Genomic DNA, 18,368 nt, shown 5'->3' on the forward strand with positions numbered 1-18,368 from the left:
ATTGGTCCGGGCCCCTCGCGAACCAAGGGGGGAAGGGGGGAGCGGCGTGACCGTCTACCTGAACTACATCAACGGCCGCTGGACCGAACCCCGTTCGGGGAAATACGTCGACAACATCAACCCTGCCACGGGGGAGGTCCTGGGCCGGGCGGCCCTGGGCACCGAGGAGGACGTGGCCGAAGCGGTGGCCGCGGCCAAGGCGGCCTTCGCCAGGTGGCGCAAGGTCCCGGCGCCGCGCCGGGCCGAGATCCTCTACCGGGCGGGCGAGCTCCTGCGGGAGCGCAAGGAAGACCTGGCCCGCAAGATGACCCAGGAGATGGGCAAGGTCCTGCCCGAGGCGCGGGGCGACGTCCAGGAAGGCATCGACATGGCCTACTACATGGCGGGCGAGGGTCGGCGCCTGCTGGGCCACACCACCCCGGCGGAAATGCCCGACAAGTTCGCCATGGCGGTACGGGAGCCCATCGGCGTGGTGGCGGCCATCACCCCGTGGAACTTCCCGCTGGCCATCCCCACGTGGAAGATCATGCCCGCCCTGGTGGCCGGCAACACGGTGGTCTTCAAGCCCGCCACCGACACGCCCTGGCTGGCCTACGAGCTGGTGCGGATCTTCGAGGAGGCCGGGCTGCCGCCGGGCGTGCTCAACCTGGTCTACGGCCCGGGTGGCACCGTGGGCGAGGCGCTGCTGCACCATCCCGACGTCCACCTGATCTCCTTCACGGGGTCGGTGGAGTCGGGCAAGCACGTCAACCAGGTGGCGGGCGCCCAGCTCAAGCGGGTGCACCTGGAGCTGGGGGGCAAGAATGCCGTCATCGTCATGGACGACGCCGACCTGGACCTGGTGGAACAGGCGGTGATCTGGAGCGCCTTCGGCACCACCGGCCAGCGCTGCACCGCGACCAGCCGCCTGCTGGTGCACGAGGCCGTCTACGACGAGGTGGTGGAGCGGCTGGCCGCCCGGGCGGCCCGCTTGCGCCTGGGCAACGGCCTGGATCCCCAGACGGACGTGGGCCCCCTCATCAACGGCCGCGCCGTGGAGAAGGTGGCGTACTACGTCAACGTGGGCCGCGAGGAGGGCGCCCGCCTGGTGGTGGGCGGCCAGCCGGCCACCGAGGGCGAGCTGGCCCGGGGCTTCTTCTTCCAGCCGACCATCTTCGCCGACGTCACCCCGGACATGCGCATCGCCAACGAGGAGATCTTCGGCCCGGTGCTGTCCATCATCAAGATCCGCAGCCTGGAGGAGGCCATCGAGATCAACAACTCGGTCCAGTACGGCCTCTCCAGCTCGATCTTCACCCAGAACGTGCGCAACGCCTTCGTGGCCATGCGGGATCTGGCGACGGGCATCTGCTACGTCAACCACGGCACCATCGGGGCCGAGATCCACCTGCCCTTCGGCGGCATGCGGGCGACGGGCAACGGCCACCGGGAGGCCGGCCAGGCGGCGCTGGAGGTCTACACGGAGTGGAAGGCGATCTACGTGGACTTCAGCGGCCGGCTGCAGCGGGCCCAGATCGACGAGGTGAAGATCGACTAGGGCCCCGTGACGCCTGACGGTTCCTGGACCGCACGATCCCAGGGAAGGCCGGGGGAGGGCAGGGGAGAGCCCTCCCCCGGTGCCGTTCCACCCGGGGTTCGGGGTTCAACCCGGGGTTCGGGGTTCACCCCTGGGGGGCCGGATGCATGCGCGCCTGGCGCAGCTGGGCGGGGAACAGGGGATTGTAGTCCATGAGCCCTGCCTGCCGGTGGGCAGCGATGACGGCCTCCACGTCATAAGGGACCCGCACCAGGGTCACCGCCATCCGCGGTGCACCGACGCGGGGGGCGTCCCTGTCCTCCTCCACGGTGATCAGGGCGTAGGCAGCCCGCGGATCTCCGTCGAAAGGCATGCCCACGCTGCCCGGCCCCACCATCCAGGGGCCGGTCCCACCCTGGCGCCAGGCCAGTTGCAGGTGGTGGTGACCGAAGAGCACCAGCTGGGCGTCCACGCCCGCCAGGGGATCGCCATCCTCCGGGCTGCCGGCACCGGGCGGGCTCCCAGTGCCGGGTCCCGTGCCGGGAGCGCCGGCCGGGCCGGTGCCCGGCAGCCTGGGAAGCAGGGGCTCTTCGTCCGAGCGGGGCGAACCGTGCACCAGAAGCCCTGGGGCGCCACCCCACGTAACCTCGAGCCGCTCGGGCAGAGCCCCCAGCCAGGCCAGCCGCTCCGGCCCCAGGGCTTCCCGCCAGGGGCGCAGCAAGGCGTCGGCCCGCCCGGACGGCATCCCTGGCGGCCGGCCGCCTCCCGCCAGGTACCGGTCGGTGTTCCCCCGCACCGTGGGGATGTGCCGCTCCCGCAAGACGTCCACGCAGTAGGCCGCGTGGGGCCCCTGGAACGCCACGTCACCCAGGCAGTAGATGGCGTCCACGGCCCGGGCGGCGATGTCGGCCAGGACGGCGTCCAGGGCCGGCCCGTTGCCGTGGATGTCGCTGATCACCGCGACCCTCACGGTAGCACCTCCTCGCACGCGTCCCTCACCGGGCCCCGCCCCCGACCCTGCCCGTGCCTGGTCCGCCCCCTCAGGACGAACCCGCCAGCGGCCGGATCCCCCGGGCCAGCCCTTCAGCGCCGCCCGCCAGCCGGCGGTGAAGCCGGCCGATGAGAACCAGGCCCGCCAGTTGCAAGAGCACCGCCAGGCCCCAGGCGGCCGCGTAGTGGCCCACTGCGTCCACCACCCGCCCGAAGAGGGGCGGCGCCAGCATGGTGAAGACGTACAGCACCGTCATGCTCAGGCCCAAAGCCGGCGCCGACCGGGATCCCGCGTTTTCCGCCACCACCGTGGTGTAGAGCCCGTTCCACCCGAGACAACTGAACCCTGCCAGGGCCGCCAGGAGCACCATGGCCGCGGATCCTACCGGACCGTGCCCGCTGGTGCCGCCCAGGAGGGCGGCGGCCACCAGGCCCGCCGCCGCCAGCATCCCCCCCAAGGCCGCACCGGCCATGGGCTGCGCCCGCTGGCCGCCAAACAGCCGGTCGGAGGCCCAGCCCCAGGCCAGCCGCCCCAGCATGCCCCCCAGATGGACCACCAGCAGAAGGCGCCCGGCCGCGTCCGGGGACCAGCCGAACACGTCTTCCATGAACAGGGGCAAGTACCCCGTCAGGCTGAACTGGACCGCTGCCAGCACGCACGCTACGACGGTGACCAGGACCAGCGTGGGCTGGCGGAAGAACCAGGCCGCCACCGCCAGGGCGCCGGCATCCCGCCCCCGCGCCGCCCGGGCCGCCCGCGGGTCCTGGGCCCGCCCCGACCGCCCCCCGTGGACCCCCGCCGGCCCGCATTTCGCGGAACGCCCCCCGGCAACCCGGTCGCGTTGTCCGGACCCGGGTCCGGTTCCCGTCTCCCGGGGCCGTGGGACCGATCTGGGCTCGTCCCGGGGGAGGACCAGTCCCACCAGCACCCCGCTGGCGATGCAGGCCACCGCCGCCCCTGCCAGGGCCGCCCGCCAGCCCCAGGCGCTGGCCAGGCCGGGGAGGAGCCATGCGGCCGCAAACCCGCCCGCCGGCAAGCCCGCCTGGCGGATCCCCATGGCGAGGCCGCGCTCCCTGGGGGGAAACCAGCCGATGACGGCGTGGCTGCCGGCCACCTGGCTGGACGGGAAACCCGTACCCGCCATCACCAGCAGGCCCAGCAGCATGCCCAGCCCCGCCCCATCCAGGGCCGCGGCCAGGGAGACCAGGCCCGCCTGGCCATCCCTGAAGAGGTTTGGGCAGCACCGGCGGTAGCTCCTGCCGGGCAGCCGGGGAGCGCGGGCTGCCACCCGGCTCGCCCGGGGCCCGCCGGTGCCGCCGCCGGCCGGCAAGCCGCCCGTGCCGGGCGGCGCCGCCTTCCTCCCGGTAGCGCCGGGGCGCAGGCCGCCTTGACGAGGCTGTAAGCATTGGCTTATCCCGGTAATGGGTTTACCCGTTAACTGGGTCCAGATCCCACGGGTGGGGGGAGTCCCATGGCGAAGACGGCGAAGACCATGAGGGCCATGGTCATCCGGACCTTCGGAGGGGTTCGTAACTGCTGACCAAACTATCGTCAAATCTTATCAGACGTAGGCGAAACATTTCACCTCCGTCTCCTGTTCCTCTTTGGTGTATGGAACAGGCGTTTGGTATGATGAGAGAGGGAGGACACGCGGGCCATGCAGGCGACCTTTCAGACGAAGATTCAAGACCCGTCTGTTTATCCCGTGCTGGACGCCATCGCCGCCCTGTACGGTCGCCTGCTGCGCCGGTTATTTGTCGATGTCTATGTTCACAATCGTCCCCTTGTTGAGTGCAAGCGGGAATACATTGCCCACTACGGAATCACGGCTCGCCACTTCAATGCTCTGGCCATCGAACTCAAGGCCAAGGTGAAGGCGGCGGAGGAAGCCCATCGGCACCATCTGGTGCATCTGCGCGGGCAGATTCAATCCACCGAACGAGCGATTACCAAGCTCCAAAAGCAGGAGAAAGCCTTGGCATCGGGCAAGGGCCGCTGGGCCGCCCTGCCGCCCGAAGAGCGGGCGGAGCGTCGCCGTCGGGTCCGATTTCAGCTGCACCAGAAGCAACGGCGACTGGCGATGCTTCGCGCTCGCCTTGAAACGGCGGAAGCCCGGACGGGATTGCCGCCGATTTGCTTTGGTTCTCGGCGTTTGTTTCACCGGCAGTTCCACCTTGAAGAGAATGGGTTTGCTTCCCACGACGAATGGCGCAAGGCATGGCGCGATGCCCGTAGCCAAAGCTTCTTCTGCATCGGATCAAAAGGCGAAATGAGCGGGAATTTGAATTGCTCGCTCATCGCCGGGTCATTGCGCCTTCGCGTGCCAAACGCCTTGGCCGCTCGTTTTGGTCGCTACATTTGGATTCACGGTGTCCGCTTCCCCTACGGGGATAATGTGATTTCGCGTGCCATCGCAACCGGGCAAGCGATTTCCTACCGCTTTGTCCGTAAGCGCGGTGTGTGGTATGTGTTCGCCACCACCGAACGGCCAGCGGCCCCGATCACGACATCGCGGATGGCTGGCGCCCTTGGCGCGGATCTGAACCCCGACCGGCTGGCCGTGGCGGAGGTGGACCGCTTCGGCAACCCGGTGGCGGCTCGCGACATCCGGTTTCAGCTTCAAGGCAAGCGCCGCGAGCAGGTGAAGGCCATCCTGGGCGATGTGGTGGCGGACCTTGTGGCATGGGCAAAGGGCGCCGGCAAGCCCATCGTCGTCGAACGGCTGGATTTTCGGGAGAAGAAGGCCCGCCTTCGGGAAGAAGACAACCGCTACGCCCGGATGCTGTCCGCCTTTGCCTACGCCGCGTTTATGGCCCTGCTGCTCTCCCGGGCCGCCCGGGAAGGCGTGGAAGTGATCCGCGTCAACCCGGCCTTCACCAGCGTGATTGGCAAGGTCAAGTTTATGGCCCGGTACGGGCTGTCGCCCCACGCCGCAGCGGCGGTGGCGATTGCCCGCCGGGGCCTTGGTTTGGGCGAGCGCTTGCGCTCTGGAACCGCCCGCCCTCTACCCGCGAGGAATCGAGGGCGGCACGTCTGGAGCGATTGGCGGCGCATCGCCCCGGCGGTGCGCGGCAAGCAGGCGCACCGGCTTTATGAGTGGTCCTCCGAGGACGCCCCAGGCAGGGGAGAACCCCTACCCACCCTGGCACCGGCGGCCCCAAGGCCGCACGGCCCGGGGTGCGATGGTCTGGCTTGGGGTCCGGGGTGCGATCCCCCGGCGCGAATCGTCGGGAGCGCTGTTCGCCCGGCGTCATAGGCAGATGTAATAAATGCCTATGTTTTTAGGAACGGCCTGAGGTCTTTGAAGCCCGGGAGGTACCGGTACCCGAGCCCGGCCCGGGCGAGGTGCTGGTCGAGGTTCACGCCAGTTCCGTCAACCCGGTGGATTACAAGATTCGCCGCAACGGCACCTGGGCCGGTGTGGTGCCTCCTGCCATCATCGGCTACGACGTGTCGGGCGTGGTGGTGGCGGTGGGACCGGGAGTGACGGATTTCCAGCCGGGCGATGAGGTCTACTACACCCCCGAGATCTTCGGTGGCCGGCCGGGCAGCTACGCGCAGTATCACGTGGCGCGCCAGGAGATCGTCGCCCGCAAGCCGGAGAACCTGTCCCACACCGAAGCGGCCGTGGTGCCCCTGGCCGGGGGAACGGCGTGGGACGGCCTGATCACCCGTGGTGGGCTAAAGGTGGGCGAAACGGTGTTGATCCACGGCGCGGCCGGTGGTATCGGCCACTTCGCCGTCCAGATCGCCAAGGCGGCCGGTGCTTTCGTCTACGCGACCGCCCGGGCCGACAACATGGAATTCGTCAAGTCCCTGGGCGCCGACCGGGTGATCGAGTACCGGACCCAGGATTTCGTGGAGGTCATCCGGCGCGAGACCGGCGGCCAGGGCGTGGACCTGGTCCTGGACACGGTGGGAGGGGAGGTCCTCACCTGGAGTCTTGAGGTGGTGCGGCCCCACGGACGGGTGGTGACCATCCTGGGCGGCCAGGTCAACCTGGGCCCCCTGTCGCGGAAGAACCTGACACTGCACGGGCTCTTCCTGGAGCGGGCCCGGTACAAGCTGGACGCCCTCCGGACCCTGATCGAAGGCGGCAAGCTGCGCCCGGCCCTGGACGGCATCCTGCCCCTGGACCAGGTGGCCGAAGCCCACAGCCGCCTGGAGGAGGGCGGCGTGCGCGGCAAGATCGCCCTGCGGGTTCGACCCGCCGGTTCCCCCGGCGGCTTCTGAGCCGGAACCGGACCCGCGGGAGCCGGGAGCCCGGTGCAGGCCGGCCCCGCCAACGGCGACCGCAGCCGAGACGGCAGGAGAGAGAGCCGTGCAGGAGCTCGGCAAAAGTCTCGGCAGGAGTTCGGGGTCCCCCCGGCCGAACTCCGTCTCCCTCGGGTTCACTCGGGGCCGGACGTCTCTCCACTGCACCTGGAACCCTCGCGGAGGAAGGCAGGGAATGCCCGTGTCGTCCTGGTGGCACCAATACCGGCGGCTGCAGCTGTCCTGGGCGGAACCCGGGATCCTGGAGCTGGTCCTGGAGCAGCCGGAGACGCTCAACGCGGTGGACGCCGAGACCCATACCGAGCTTACCCGCATCTGGAGGGACATCGACGGCGACGCCGGAGTTCGGGTCGTGCTGGTACGGGGCGCAGGGAAGGCCTTTTCAGCCGGCGGCGATTTCCGCCTGGTCGAAGCCATCATGCAGGATCCCCAGGTCCGGGTGCGGGTCTGGAAAGAAGCCCGCGACCTGGTGTACAACCTGATCAATTGTTCCAAGCCCGTGGTCTCCGCCATCGAAGGCCCCGCCGTCGGCGCCGGACTGGCCGTGGCGCTGCTGGCCGACATCGCCGTGGCCGCCCGGAACGCCCGCCTGCTGGATGGGCACGTTCGCCTGGGCGTGGCCGCCGGCGATCACGCCGCCATCATCTGGCCTCTACTGGTGGGCATGGCCCGGGCCAAGTATCACCTCCTGCTGAACGAGCCCGTGAGCGGCGAGGAAGCCGCCCGGATCGGGCTCGTCGCCCTCTGCGTGGACGACGGCGAGGCCCGGGAGGCTGCCCTGAACATTGCCCGCCGGCTGGCCCAGGGCAGCCCGACGGCGATCCGCTGGACCAAGTACGCCCTCAACAACTGGCTGCGGGCCGCGGGTCCGATCTTCGACACCTCGACGGCGCTGGAGTTCCTGGGTTTCACCTTGCCGGATGCCGCCGAGGGCCTGGCTTCGCTACGCGGCAAGCGGCCGCCCCAGTTCGAGGCCAGCTCGCCGCTTTGAGGCACGGGCGCACCTTCGGTAGGGATAGACCCCGCCTGCAGCCCCCACCTCCAGCCCACGCCGGCGGAGGGGGACCCGCCCTGGAGCGGGGGCCGGGCTCGCCGCCACACGGGTGGGGCCGCTCGGTCCGTAGGTGCCCCTTCGCGGCGGGCCCCGATTCCGGGCAACATGCTTGGGGGAACGCGGCCGGGTCCGCGTCACCCGGCGACGCCCGCCGTCCCCCGGCACCCTTCGGCTGGGGCGAATCCCTGCAGGCGGGTCGGCGACTTCCGCCTGCAGGGAGCCTCCTCGCCGCTCGTCACGGTCGAACCCGCCGCCGGGCTGGTCGTGTCGCGGGAGCGAGAGGGGCTGGGGGCCGTGGGGTGCCCCGTGCTTACTTAACTTACTTAACATAATGCCACTTATACGAAGTACAGGACGGCGTCCTGAAGCCAGGTCCCGGGGTCTCACCAGAACCCCGGTGTCCCGCTGCCCGCCGGCCCCCCAGCCCTGGCGGTGGCCACGGAAGGTGGTCGCTCATGGCTTCTCCAGAGAAATCTGCGAATCTGGACGAAGCGACCCAGAGCGGCGGTAAGCCTGCCCATCGCATCCACCGGCTGCGCTGCAACCGGTACCGGTTCCTCCGCCCAGGTACGGCTCCGCCGCAATGTGGCTGCCCGCTACCCGCCCGAAAAATCCCGATCGGCGGACGGTTGCATGCTCACCCGGTGTACCGCTGCCGAGCAGCGGGCCCGCAGGATGCCTTCCGGCAAACACAAGGAATGAATCGCTCACAAGACATCCGTAAGAAAAGGCCGGGAGGATGGCCGTATACCATGGGCGGTGCGGCGGCCGGCAGCGGGCCGCCCTGCACCGGATGTCTGGGGTCCGCGGTGCTCCGCCTACCGGAGAACCTCGGGTGGCAGGACCAGGACCATACCGGGCCGTAGTGCCGGGGATGTTAGGCCGTTGGCCTCCATCACGGCCGCCACCAGATCCCGGGGATCCCGGTCGCTGCGCCCATACCGCTCCACAATGGCCCAGATGCGATCGCCCCGCCGGACGACCACCTGGTTCCCCTGCAATAAGGCAGCCTCCCCAGCGCCATCGCCATTCGTGGTCGACGCTTGCGGTGACCTCCCGGCCCGTGCCGCCGGATCCGCGCCCCCTGGATGACGGGCCACCTTTTGAACCGGCGGCTTGGCCGCACCCTCGTCCGAAGCCACCGCCCGTGCCGGCCAGAGCCCGCCGCCCCAGGCTACGCCCAGGATCACCCCTGTCACAAGAACCAGCGCGGCCACGGTCCGCCCAGGCCGGCCCCATCGGTACCGGCGGCGCCTGAAAGCGCCCGCCGCCGGCCGGCCGCTTCGGCCCCTACCGTCGCCAAAGGGTCTGGCACCCCGGCACTGAACCCGTACTGCCACGGTCATCCCCCCGGTACCGAAACATGTGTTCGGGTCCCATCATACCATGGAACATCCGTTCGGTGTCAAGGGACAAAAATCTGGCGACGGTGCGTCCCATCATGCAGGAATTCCCACGCGGGGTCCGAACAACTGTTTGTGGAACCTGCTTTCGATCCGTACAATGGGTGCAGGGCGGGTGCAGGGCGGTCCGCCGGCGCCCGAAGCCGGCAGCGCCGGCGTCACGGCGCCAAGGTGGTGGAAAAGGCCGATCCACCGGGTTAGGAACCGGGGCGGCCTAAGCAGCGGGAAAAGGGCCCGCGGCGGTGGGAGGTGCCGACTTGGAAGAGCTGACCCGCAGGCAGCGGCAGATTCTCGATTACATCAAGGCGTCGATCCGCGAGCGAGGCTATCCCCCTTCGGTACGGGAAATCGGGGAAGCGGTGGGCCTGAAGAGCACATCCACCGTCCACACCTATCTGGCGAGGCTGGAGCGAAAGGGCTACATCCGCCGCGATCCCACCAAGCCGCGGGCCATCGAGGTCCTGGAGGAATCCGGCCTGCGGACGCGGACGGTGCCGGTCCCCCTGGTGGGGCAGGTGACCGCGGGCCAGCCGATCCTGGCGGTCGAGAACATCGAGGACGTCCTCCCCCTCCCGACGGAGCTGGTGCCCGAGGGGGAGGTGTTCGCCCTGCGCATCCGCGGCGACAGCATGATCGGGGCGGGCATCCTGGACGGTGACTACGTCATCGTCCGCCGGCAGGAAACGGCCGACAACGGGGACATCGTGGTCGCCCTGATCGACGATGAAGCGACGGTGAAGCGGTTCTACCGGGAGCGCGACGGCATCCGGTTGCAGCCGGAGAATCCGGCCATGGAACCCATCCGCGTGCGGACGGCCCGTATCCTCGGGAAGGTGGTGGCCCTTCTGCGCCGGATGATTTGAGACCGGGGTGATCAAGGCCGATTCAAGGCCAGGAATGCCCCGGACCGCGGCACCTGACCCGCGGCGCGGCCTCATGCGAGGACCCGTATCCAGAAGTAGACCGCCATGGCGAGGCCGATGAGCAGCTCAAGTGCCAGGCCGGCCACCAGTCCCACCGCTGTCGTCCAGCCGGTGGACAACGCCTGTTGCCATGTCCGGCCGCTGGCCAGTTCACCCACCACGGCCCCGGCCAGCGGCCCCAGCAAGATGCCCAGGGGGCCCAGGATGAAGGTGCCGGCCAGTCCACCTGCAATGGCACCCCAGAAGGCGGCCCGGCTGGCGCCGCGGCGCCGGGCCGCTGCCGGCCCCAGGCCGTATTCCAGGGCCATGCCGGCCACGGTGGCCGCCAACATGACCAGCAGGGCCGTGCCGGAGATTTCCCGAAAGCCCGTGGCGACCGCGTAACCGGCGATGGACAGGAAGACCAGCGGGATCCCCGGGAGCGCGGGGAGGACGGTTCCCACCAGGCCAGCGGCAATGCCGATGGACGCCAGCAGGGCGAGCCACCACGGGCCTCCTCCAGCCTCAGCCGCCATTCCCGGCAGGATCGGCATGATCCCTGATCCCTCCCGTCTGCGGCGCCGTTCCGCCCGTTGCAGCGGCCGGCCCGGCCCGCCACGCCCGGTTCAAGGCCGGCTCCCGTCCAGCCTCCTTGCACCATCTTCCGCGTCCCCGATCGCCGCGTCCTCGATGCGGCACCCGGCCCGCCGGAGCCGCCCGATCTCGGCCTGCGGCAGGAGGGCCACCAGGCTCCAGCCCGCCGGGACCGGTTCTTCCGCCAGGACGGGGCCCCCGGCATGAATCCGGGACCGCAGGTCGCTCCGGTGGTAGGGCACCTCCACCCGCACCCGGCGGCGATCCCGACCCAGCAGTTCCGCCACCGCAACCGCCAGCCGGTCCAGTCCCTGGCCCGTCAGCGCGGAAACCCGCACGGCCCGGCCGCCAATACCAGCAGGGGCCGCATTTTCGCCGCTCAAGGGGGCCGCCGGCAGGGGATGCGCCGTCGGGATGGCCTCGGGCGGCCTGCCTTCTCCCCTGGGGTCCCTGCTCCCGTCTCCGGATTCCCTTCCCCAGGCCTCGCCGCCGCCGGCCTCCCCGCCCTTGCACTCCGCATCGTGTCGTCGGGTCTCCTCGCCGCCGGCCGCCTCTCCCCTCGCCCCCTCTCCCCCGGCCTCCCCCCGGTCGATCTTGTTCAGCACCAGCAGCCGGGGCTGGACGGCGCCCAGGTCATCGAGGATCTCCTCCACCGTGTCCACATCCACGGGCCACCGCGGCTGGGAAACGTCGACCACGTGGAGCAGCAGGTCCGCTTCCAGGACCTCTTCCAGGGTGGCGCGGAAGGCGGCGATCAGGTGGGGCGGCAGGTCGTGGATGAACCCCACGGTGTCGGCCACCAGAACGGGCCCCAGACCGGGCCACTCGACCCGCCGCACCGCGGGGTCCAGGGTGTCGAACAGCCGGTCGCGGCCCGCCACCACCGCACCGGCCGGGACGGCCCCGAACCGCCGGACCAGCGCGGCGTGCAGGGTGGTCTTGCCGGCGTTGGTGTAGCCCACCAGCGCCACCACGGGCAGCCCCGCCCGGCGCCGCCCCTTGCGCTGGGTCTGGCGCTGGCGGCGGACTTCGGCGAGCAGCCGGCGCAGGCCCGCGATCCGGCGGCGGATGCGGCGGCGGTCGACCTCCAGGCGGGTCTCGCCAGGGCCCCGGGTGCCGATCCCGCCGCCCAGGCGGGAGAGGGCTTCGCCCATGCCGGCCAGGCGGGGCAGCAGGTACTGCAGCTGGGCCAGTTCGACCTGCAGCTGGCCCTCCCTGGTCCGGGCCCGGGACGCGAAGATGTCGAGGATCAGCTGGGTGCGGTCGATCACCTTGCCGCCGATGGCCCGCTCCAGGTTCCGCTGCTGGGCCGGGGTCAGGTCCCGATCGAAGATCACCACGTCGGCTTCGAGCCGCCGGCGGGCCTCCGCCACCTCCTGGACCTTGCCCGGCCCGATCAGGGTGGCGGGCTCCGGCCGGTCCCGCCGCTGGCGGATCTCCCCCACCACCTCCGCCCCCGCGGAGCGGGCCAATTCCCTCAGCTCGGCCAGCCGCTCCTCGGGGGAGAGGCGCCCGCCCCGCTCCCAGCTGACGCCCACCAGCAGCGCCCTTTCCGGCCGCCGGCGGGGACTTCCGCCGGCGCTGTCGCCCGTCAAGCCGGTTCCTCCTTCCTCCCGCCTGCCCCCCGGCCCTCCCCGCCGCATCTACCCGAATTCTATCAGACACCCCCGCGACGTCCGCGGCGTCACCGGGGGCGGAGGGACCTCGCCTGGACCCCCGCCTCCTATCCCCCGGCGCCGGACGAACACGGCGCCCCGGCGCCCCGAATACACTGGAACGATGCCGGGCCGGAGGTGGTTTCATGGAACGCGTCGTCGTCACCCGCCCGCCCGCGGGCGGCCGGGTGCCGTCCCCGCAACCGCCCCAGCCGTCCTCCCCCGACGAGGTGCTGCGCTGGATCGAGGACGGCCGCATCGCCCCGCCCCAGGCGGTGGTCTACCTGCACCGGCTGGAGCGGGAACCGGCACCGGACACCACGGAGGACCAGCGGCAGCGAGAGCGGGAAATCGAAGCGGCCCTGGCCGAGCTGGACGCGCTGATCGGCCTGCACCACGTCAAGCGGGTGGTCCGGGAGATCCGGGCCTACGTCACCGTGCGGGAGCGCCGGGCCCGGGCCGGCCTGATCAACGAGCCCCTGACCCTGCATATGGTCTTTACCGGCAACCCGGGCACCGGCAAGACCACCGTGGCCCGCATCCTGGCCCGGCTCTTCCGGGCCCTGGGCGTGCTGGAAAAGGGCCACCTGGTGGAGGTCGAGCGGGCCGACCTGGTGGGCGAGTACATCGGCCACACGGCCCAGAAAACGCGCCAGGTCATCCACCAGGCCCTGGGCGGGGTGCTGTTCATCGATGAGGCGTACTCCCTGGCTCGGGGCGGCGAGAAGGACTTCGGCAAGGAAGCCATCGACACCCTGGTCAAGCAGATGGAAGACCACCGGCAGCGGCTGGTGGTCATCCTGGCAGGGTACCGGCAGGAGATGGCCTGGTTCCTCCAGGTGAACCCGGGCCTGCGCTCCCGGTTCCCCATCCACCTGACCTTTCCCGACTATACCGTGGACGAACTGGTGGCCATCGCCCACCAGCTGGCCGGGCAGCGGCAATACCGGCTGGATCCCGGCGCCGAGCAGAGGCTGCGGGAGATCCTCCTGTCCCTGCCTCCCGGCTACGGCGAGCGGTCCGGCAACGCCCGCACGGTCCGCAACCTGATCGAGCGGGCCATCCGCCGGCAGGCCGTCCGGTTGCTGGACCGGCCCGCGGCCGGCCGGGAGGAGCTCATGCGCCTCACCGCGGCCGATTTCGACCCGGCCCCCGGCCCCGGGGAGGGGTGGCCGTGAAGACGGCGCTGATCATCGGGCAAGCCAACGCGGGCAAGACCCTGTTCCTGCTCAACTTCGCGCGCTACCTGGGGATCGAACGGGCGGAGATGACCGTCCAGGCGGCCGAGGGCGGCACCTTCACCCGGCCCTGCCACCTGGAACGGGACCGCCCGCTGCTGGTGGGGGACGAGCCCCACACCACCCGCTGCCTGCAGTCGCTGACGGTGTCCGTGCCGGGCCGCAAGCGGGCCCGGGTGGTGGTGCTCACCGACTCCACCGGCCTTCTGGACGGCATCGACGAGGACCGCCAGGTCCGGCTGGCGGTGGCCCAGACCCTGCGGGCCCTCCGGCTGGCCGATGCCGTGCTGCACGTGATCGATGCCGACCGGGTGGGGCGGCAGGGCCGGAGCGCCATCGCCGAGGTGGAGGTCCAGATCGCCCGCTACCTGCCCCTGCGGGCACCCTACGCCGTCCTGGCCAACAAGATGGACCTGCCCGCCGCGCCCGGCGGGCTGGCCACCATCCGGCGGGTTTTCAGCGGCCGGCCGGTGCTGCCGGTCTCGGCCCTGCAGCGGACCGGCTTCCGGGAGGTGCGGCGCTTTGTGGCCCGCTACGTCTGATCTCCTTCCCCTGCTGGCCCGCTGGCGGGAGGGGCTGGCGGCCGGATGGCTGCCGCCCGCCGGTCCAGCCGAGGGGCTGCGGGTCCTGGCGGTGCTGCTGGTGGGCGTGGCGGTGAAGCTGATGGACGACGTCCTCGACCGGGAAGAAGATGCCTGGACGGGCCGGCCCAACGCCGCCGCCCGCCTGGGGCCCGCCGCCACCGCCTACGCCCTGGCTGCCCTGGCCGCCGCTGCCGCCCTTTCCCTGCGGGACGCGCTGCTTCTCTTTTGGGCCAGCTACGCCTGGGGGATGGCCCACGGCAGCGGCACCCGGCTGCCCCTGGGGCTGCGCGCCTGGCAGGAGACGGCGCTCACGGTGGCCCTTTCGGTGGCCGCCGCGGGCCTGCCGGACACCCTGGCCGCCCTGGCCCTGGTGGGCTCGGTACAACTGGTGGACGACTGGATCGACCTGCGGCGGGAGCAAGCCCGGACCTCAGGGGACGACCCGCTTGGGCCGGTGCCCGGGGCCGGGCCCGCCCGCAACTGGGCGGCGCGGCTCGGCCCGCAAGAGGCGCTGCTGACCGGGCTCGGGCTGGCTCTGGTGGCGGCCGCCTGGGACCCCCTGCGGGCGGTGGCCGCCTGGGCCGCAGCCGCCGGGGCCGGGCTGGCCGGTCGCGGGCCGCTGGTCCCGGGGAGGCGGGGCCGGACGCACCCGGCGCGGGATCCCCAGGCCGGCAACGGCGCCGTGGCCTCCGGGGCACCCCCACAACGCGGTGGATCCCCGGCCGGCCCTCCGGCCGGCGGGGAGGGTGTGCCGTGAGCCCGGGGGCGTCCGTGCCGGCGCTGGCCGAAACGGGGGTGGCGGCGGTGCTGGCCGGGGCCGCCCTGCTCGTCCTGGCGCTGGCCGCCGGGTATGCCGCCGGCCGGCGGCGGGGGCGGCGAGAGGGCTACCGGCTGGGCTGCGCCGAAGCGCCCCTTGCCCTGCGGGCCGAGGCCCTGGTGCGAGGCAGCTGTCCCGTCTGCGACCACCGGACCGGGGCAGGCCACGACCCCGACAACACGGCCCCGCCCGCCCTCAGCGGCCCGGGGCAGGGGCCTGGCCCGGGTCGTCTTTTGCCGGTGCCACCGGAGCCCGTACCTTCCCGGACGGCATCCCCGCCCCCGCCTCCGCCGCGATGAAGCGGGCCACCTGGGGCAGGGTCCACTCCCGGCGGTCGAACCACCGGACCTCCGGCAGCTGGTGGCGGAACCAGGTCCACTGCCGCTTGGCATAGTGCCGCGTGTTGCGAATGAGCCGCCGCCGGGCCTCGGCCAGGTCGTACTCGCCCCGCAGGTATCCCGCGATCTCCTTGTAGCCCAGGGCCTGCAGCGCCGGCAGCCGGGGGTCGTACCCCGCCTCCAGCAGCCGCCGCACCTCCTCCACCAGGCCCCGGGCCAGCTGGCGGTCGACCCGCCGGGCGATGGCGCGGTAGACGTCATCCCGCGGTGCCGTCAGGCCGTAGCAGCGGGCGGCGAAGGCGAGGGGCCCCGAGCGCGGCGGCGCGAACTGGCTGGGCGGCCGGCCGGTCTGGTACCAGATCTCCAGGGCCCGGACCAGCCGCTTGCGATCGCGGGGGTAGATGACCGCGGCCCGCTGGGGGTCGACGGCGGCCAGCCGCCGGTGGAGGGCCTCCGGGCCCAGCTTCTCGTACTCTTCTTCCAGCCGCCGCCGCAGGTCCGGGTCGGGAGGAACGGGCTCGAAGTCAAAGCCCCGCAGCAGGGCGGTGACGTAGTAGCCCGTCCCTCCCACCAGCACCGGGTACCGCCCCCGCCGGCAGATGGCCTGGATGGCCGCCGTGGCGTCCCGCCGGAAATCGGCCACGCTGTACGGCTCATCGGGGTCACGGATGTCGATCAGGTGGTGGGGGATGCGGCGCCGGACGGCAGGATCGACCTTGTCGGTGCCGATGTCCAGGCCCCGGTAGACCTGGGTGGAATCGGCGGAAACCACTTCGACGGGCATGAGATCGGCCAGCAGCAGGGAGAGTTCGGTCTTGCCCACCGCCGTGGGTCCCACGATCACGATGAGCACGCCGCCTCACCCCCCGCCCCGCCGGCCGAACCGGCGCTCCAGCTCGTCGACCCCCACGCGGATCACCGTGGGCCGGCCGTGGGGACAGGCATAGGGTTGCCGGCAGCGGGCCAGGTCGGCCAGAAGCTGGGCCATTTCCTGGGGGTGGAGCCGGTCCCCCGCCTTGATGGCCGCCTTGCAGGCCGCCAGGATCCGGGCCGCCCGGTCGGTGTCCAGGACCGGCGCCTCCTCCCCCCCGCCGCGGACCGCCTCGGCCAGCAGCCGGGCCAGGAGGTCGGCCAGCAGGGACGGCGCCGGCCGGTCGGCCAGGGCGGCCGGGACCGCCCGCACGGCCACGGAGCGGGGCCCGAAGGGCTCGATCTGAAAGCCCATGCGGGCCACGGCGGCCGCCTGCTCGAGCAGCAGCGCGTATTCCGATGCCGGCAGGTCCAGCACCACGGGGACGGCCAGCAGCTGGGCGGGCACGCCGGCCTGGCCGGCTCCCTGAGCCAGGAACCGCTCGAAGTAGATCCGCTCGTGGGCGGCATGCTGGTCGACCACGTACAGGCCGTCGGGTCCCGCACAGGCCAGGTAGGTCCCCGCCACCTGGCCGAGGGGCTCCAGGCGCAGCAGCAGATCCCGGGCGTCCTGCGTGGGGCCCGCGGGCCCCACGCCCGGCTGCCGCGCTCCGTCGGGCACCTCCTCCTCCCGGGCAAGGGACCCGGTCCCGGCCGCCGGGCTGCCCGTTCCACCGGCGGGGTCGTCCCTCCGGGCGCCCGGACTCCCCCACCCCTCGCCGGGCGGCTGCGGCGCGGGCTCGAACGTCTCCCCGGGAGTACCGGCCTGTCCCGCTCGTGGCCCGCGCGCCGCCCCGGTCCCGTGGGGTTCTTCCCCCCGGCGGAAGACCTCCAGCCAGGCGGCCGTGGCCCCCTCATAGGCTGCCGCCGCTTCCGCCGCGGCCTCCGCCGTCCCTCCCGCCGCCCCTCCGGACGCCACTTCGGGAGCTCGACCGCTCCCCGGCCGCACCGCCCACGACGCCCCCCGCACCCACCGGGGCGACCCCGGGCGCCAGGGGCCTTCCCCATTGCCCCAGGGCCCCTTGGGGGGCGTGAACCGCTCGCCGGGGTTTCCAGGAGAGGGTGCATAGAAGGGGCCCGGCGCCGCAGGACGCAGCGGGTCCCGCTCGGCCAGGGCGCTCTCCACCGCCCGGTAGAGCAGGGACGCCACCGCCCGTTCCCGCACCAGGCGCACCTCCAGCTTGGCGGGGTGGACGTTGACGTCGACCTCCTCCCCCGGCACCGTCAGCGCCAGCACGGCCACGGGGTAGCGGCGGGCGGGCAGCAGGTGGCGGTAGGCGTTCTCCAGGCTGAAGCGCAGGCTCGGCACCTGGACGGGCCGGCGGTTGATGCTGAAGAACTGCCAGGCCCGGCTGGCCCGGGCGATGCGCGGGGCCCCCACGTAACCCTCGATCCGGCAGGCGTCGCCGGCGGCCGCCACCGGGATCAGGCCGGTGGCCACGTCGGGCCCGAAGCACTCCAGCACCGCCACCGCTGGGTCGCCGCTGCCGGAGGTGCGCAGCACCTCCCGGCCGTTGTGCCAGAGCTCGAAGCGCACGTCGGGCCGGGCCAGGGCGTGGGCGGTGACCACGTCGGCGATGCGGCCGAACTCGGCCACGGGCCCCTTGAGGTGCTTGCGCCGGGCCGGCGTGTTGAAGAACAGGTCCCGCACGGTCACCCGGGTGCCGGGCGGGCTGGCCCAGGGCCCGGCGCTGCGCTGGGCGCCGCCTTCGACCACCACGCGGAAGCCGCCCTCCGCCGCCGGCGGCCGGGTGACCAGCTCCAGGCGGGCCACCGAGGCCATGGCCGCCAGGGCCTCGCCCCGGAAGCCCAGGGTGCCGGCGCGGGCCAGATCGTCCAGGCGGCTGATCTTGCTGGTGGCGTGGCGCTCCACGGCCAGCAGGGCATCGTCGGGGTCCATGCCGCAGCCGTCGTCGGACACGGTGATGGAGCGCAGGCCGCCCTCCGCCACGTCGACGCGGATGCGGCGGGCGCCGGCATCCAGGCTGTTCTCCACCAGCTCCTTGACCACCGAGGCGGGCCGTTCCACCACCTCGCCGGCGGCGATCTGGTTGATCACCTGGGGATCCAGGCGCCGGATCCTGCCCATGGG

Annotated in this window: 15 protein-coding genes; 8 read left to right on the forward strand and 7 right to left on the reverse strand. The window is 72.1% G+C overall.

From position 1 onward, the window contains the following. Window positions 1-46 precede the first annotated feature (46 nt). Complete coding sequence (locus THESUDRAFT_RS10975; protein ID WP_006904861.1) at window positions 47-1,537, forward strand: aldehyde dehydrogenase family protein; 1,491 nt, start codon at window positions 47-49, stop codon at window positions 1,535-1,537. A gap of 124 nt (window positions 1,538-1,661) precedes the next feature. Here the strand turns inward: THESUDRAFT_RS10975 and THESUDRAFT_RS10980 are convergent, their stop codons facing one another. Beyond that, window positions 1,662-2,486 (reverse strand): metallophosphoesterase family protein, encoded by an 825-nt coding sequence (locus THESUDRAFT_RS10980; RefSeq protein ID WP_006904862.1) that lies wholly within the window; start codon window positions 2,484-2,486, stop codon window positions 1,662-1,664. Window positions 2,487-2,556: 70 nt separating this feature from the next. Then, on the reverse strand, window positions 2,557-3,795 hold the full coding sequence (locus tag THESUDRAFT_RS10985) for an MFS transporter (protein ID WP_278199634.1): 1,239 nt from the start codon (window positions 3,793-3,795) through the stop codon (window positions 2,557-2,559). A 369-nt stretch (window positions 3,796-4,164) separates the two neighbouring features. On the opposite strand from THESUDRAFT_RS10985, the gene THESUDRAFT_RS13100 reads away from it, so the two are divergent. From THESUDRAFT_RS13100 to THESUDRAFT_RS11000, 3 genes are all read left to right on the forward strand, one after another. Then, window positions 4,165-5,763, forward strand: a complete 1,599-nt coding sequence (locus THESUDRAFT_RS13100; protein WP_006904864.1) for an IS200/IS605 family accessory protein TnpB-related protein — start codon at window positions 4,165-4,167, stop codon at window positions 5,761-5,763. 89 nt (window positions 5,764-5,852) lie between these two features. After that, window positions 5,853-6,740 carry a zinc-binding dehydrogenase gene (locus tag THESUDRAFT_RS10995; RefSeq protein ID WP_006904865.1) on the forward strand — a complete coding sequence of 296 codons (888 nt, stop codon included), beginning with the start codon at window positions 5,853-5,855 and terminating at the stop codon, window positions 6,738-6,740. A gap of 217 nt (window positions 6,741-6,957) precedes the next feature. Then, complete coding sequence (locus THESUDRAFT_RS11000) at window positions 6,958-7,773, forward strand: enoyl-CoA hydratase/isomerase family protein (RefSeq protein ID WP_006904866.1); 816 nt, start codon at window positions 6,958-6,960, stop codon at window positions 7,771-7,773. Between the two features lie 881 nt (window positions 7,774-8,654). On the opposite strand, the gene THESUDRAFT_RS13760 is transcribed toward THESUDRAFT_RS11000, so the two are convergent. Beyond that, window positions 8,655-8,837, reverse strand: coding sequence for a LysM peptidoglycan-binding domain-containing protein (locus THESUDRAFT_RS13760; protein WP_040827659.1), 183 nt, complete (start codon window positions 8,835-8,837; stop codon window positions 8,655-8,657). A 659-nt stretch (window positions 8,838-9,496) separates the two neighbouring features. Here THESUDRAFT_RS13760 and lexA point away from each other — a divergent pair. After that, window positions 9,497-10,102, forward strand: a complete 606-nt coding sequence (gene lexA, locus THESUDRAFT_RS11010) for a transcriptional repressor LexA (protein ID WP_006904868.1) — start codon at window positions 9,497-9,499, stop codon at window positions 10,100-10,102. 71 nt (window positions 10,103-10,173) lie between these two features. Here the strand turns inward: lexA and THESUDRAFT_RS11015 are convergent, their stop codons facing one another. Together THESUDRAFT_RS11015 and hflX are read right to left on the reverse strand one after the other, a co-directional pair. Continuing rightward, window positions 10,174-10,695, reverse strand: coding sequence for a DUF456 domain-containing protein (locus THESUDRAFT_RS11015; RefSeq protein WP_006904869.1), 522 nt, complete (start codon window positions 10,693-10,695; stop codon window positions 10,174-10,176). A gap of 72 nt (window positions 10,696-10,767) precedes the next feature. Continuing rightward, window positions 10,768-12,330: a GTPase HflX gene (gene hflX, locus THESUDRAFT_RS11020; RefSeq protein WP_006904870.1), complete on the reverse strand. Its 1,563-nt coding sequence runs from the start codon at window positions 12,328-12,330 to the stop codon at window positions 10,768-10,770. A 206-nt stretch (window positions 12,331-12,536) separates the two neighbouring features. Between hflX and THESUDRAFT_RS11025 the strand changes: the two genes are divergently transcribed. Genes THESUDRAFT_RS11025 through THESUDRAFT_RS12525 form a run of 3 tightly spaced genes read left to right on the forward strand, consistent with a single transcriptional unit; the run spans window position 12,537 to window position 14,969 of the window. Then, complete coding sequence (locus THESUDRAFT_RS11025; protein WP_006904871.1) at window positions 12,537-13,568, forward strand: AAA family ATPase; 1,032 nt, start codon at window positions 12,537-12,539, stop codon at window positions 13,566-13,568. Beyond that, window positions 13,565-14,170, forward strand: a complete 606-nt coding sequence (locus THESUDRAFT_RS11030; protein ID WP_006904872.1) for a GTPase domain-containing protein — start codon at window positions 13,565-13,567, stop codon at window positions 14,168-14,170. Before THESUDRAFT_RS11025 ends, THESUDRAFT_RS11030 begins: the two co-directional genes overlap by 4 nt. Further along, window positions 14,151-14,969 (forward strand): hypothetical protein, encoded by an 819-nt coding sequence (locus tag THESUDRAFT_RS12525; protein ID WP_006904873.1) that lies wholly within the window; start codon window positions 14,151-14,153, stop codon window positions 14,967-14,969. Before THESUDRAFT_RS11030 ends, THESUDRAFT_RS12525 begins: the two co-directional genes overlap by 20 nt. A 255-nt stretch (window positions 14,970-15,224) precedes the next feature. Here THESUDRAFT_RS12525 and miaA read toward each other — a convergent pair whose 3' ends face one another. Beyond that, entirely contained in the window at window positions 15,225-16,220 is a 996-nt protein-coding gene (gene miaA / locus THESUDRAFT_RS11045) for a tRNA (adenosine(37)-N6)-dimethylallyltransferase MiaA (protein ID WP_156821928.1), read from the reverse strand. A 6-nt stretch (window positions 16,221-16,226) separates the two neighbouring features. Then, window positions 16,227-18,365, reverse strand: a complete 2,139-nt coding sequence (gene mutL / locus THESUDRAFT_RS11050; protein ID WP_006904876.1) for a DNA mismatch repair endonuclease MutL — start codon at window positions 18,363-18,365, stop codon at window positions 16,227-16,229. Window positions 18,366-18,368: the final 3 nt, after the last annotated feature.

It is taken from the genome of Thermaerobacter subterraneus DSM 13965, from assembly GCF_000183545.2.
In the GTDB taxonomy this organism is placed as follows: Bacteria; Bacillota; Sulfobacillia; order Thermaerobacterales; family Thermaerobacteraceae; genus Thermaerobacter; species Thermaerobacter subterraneus.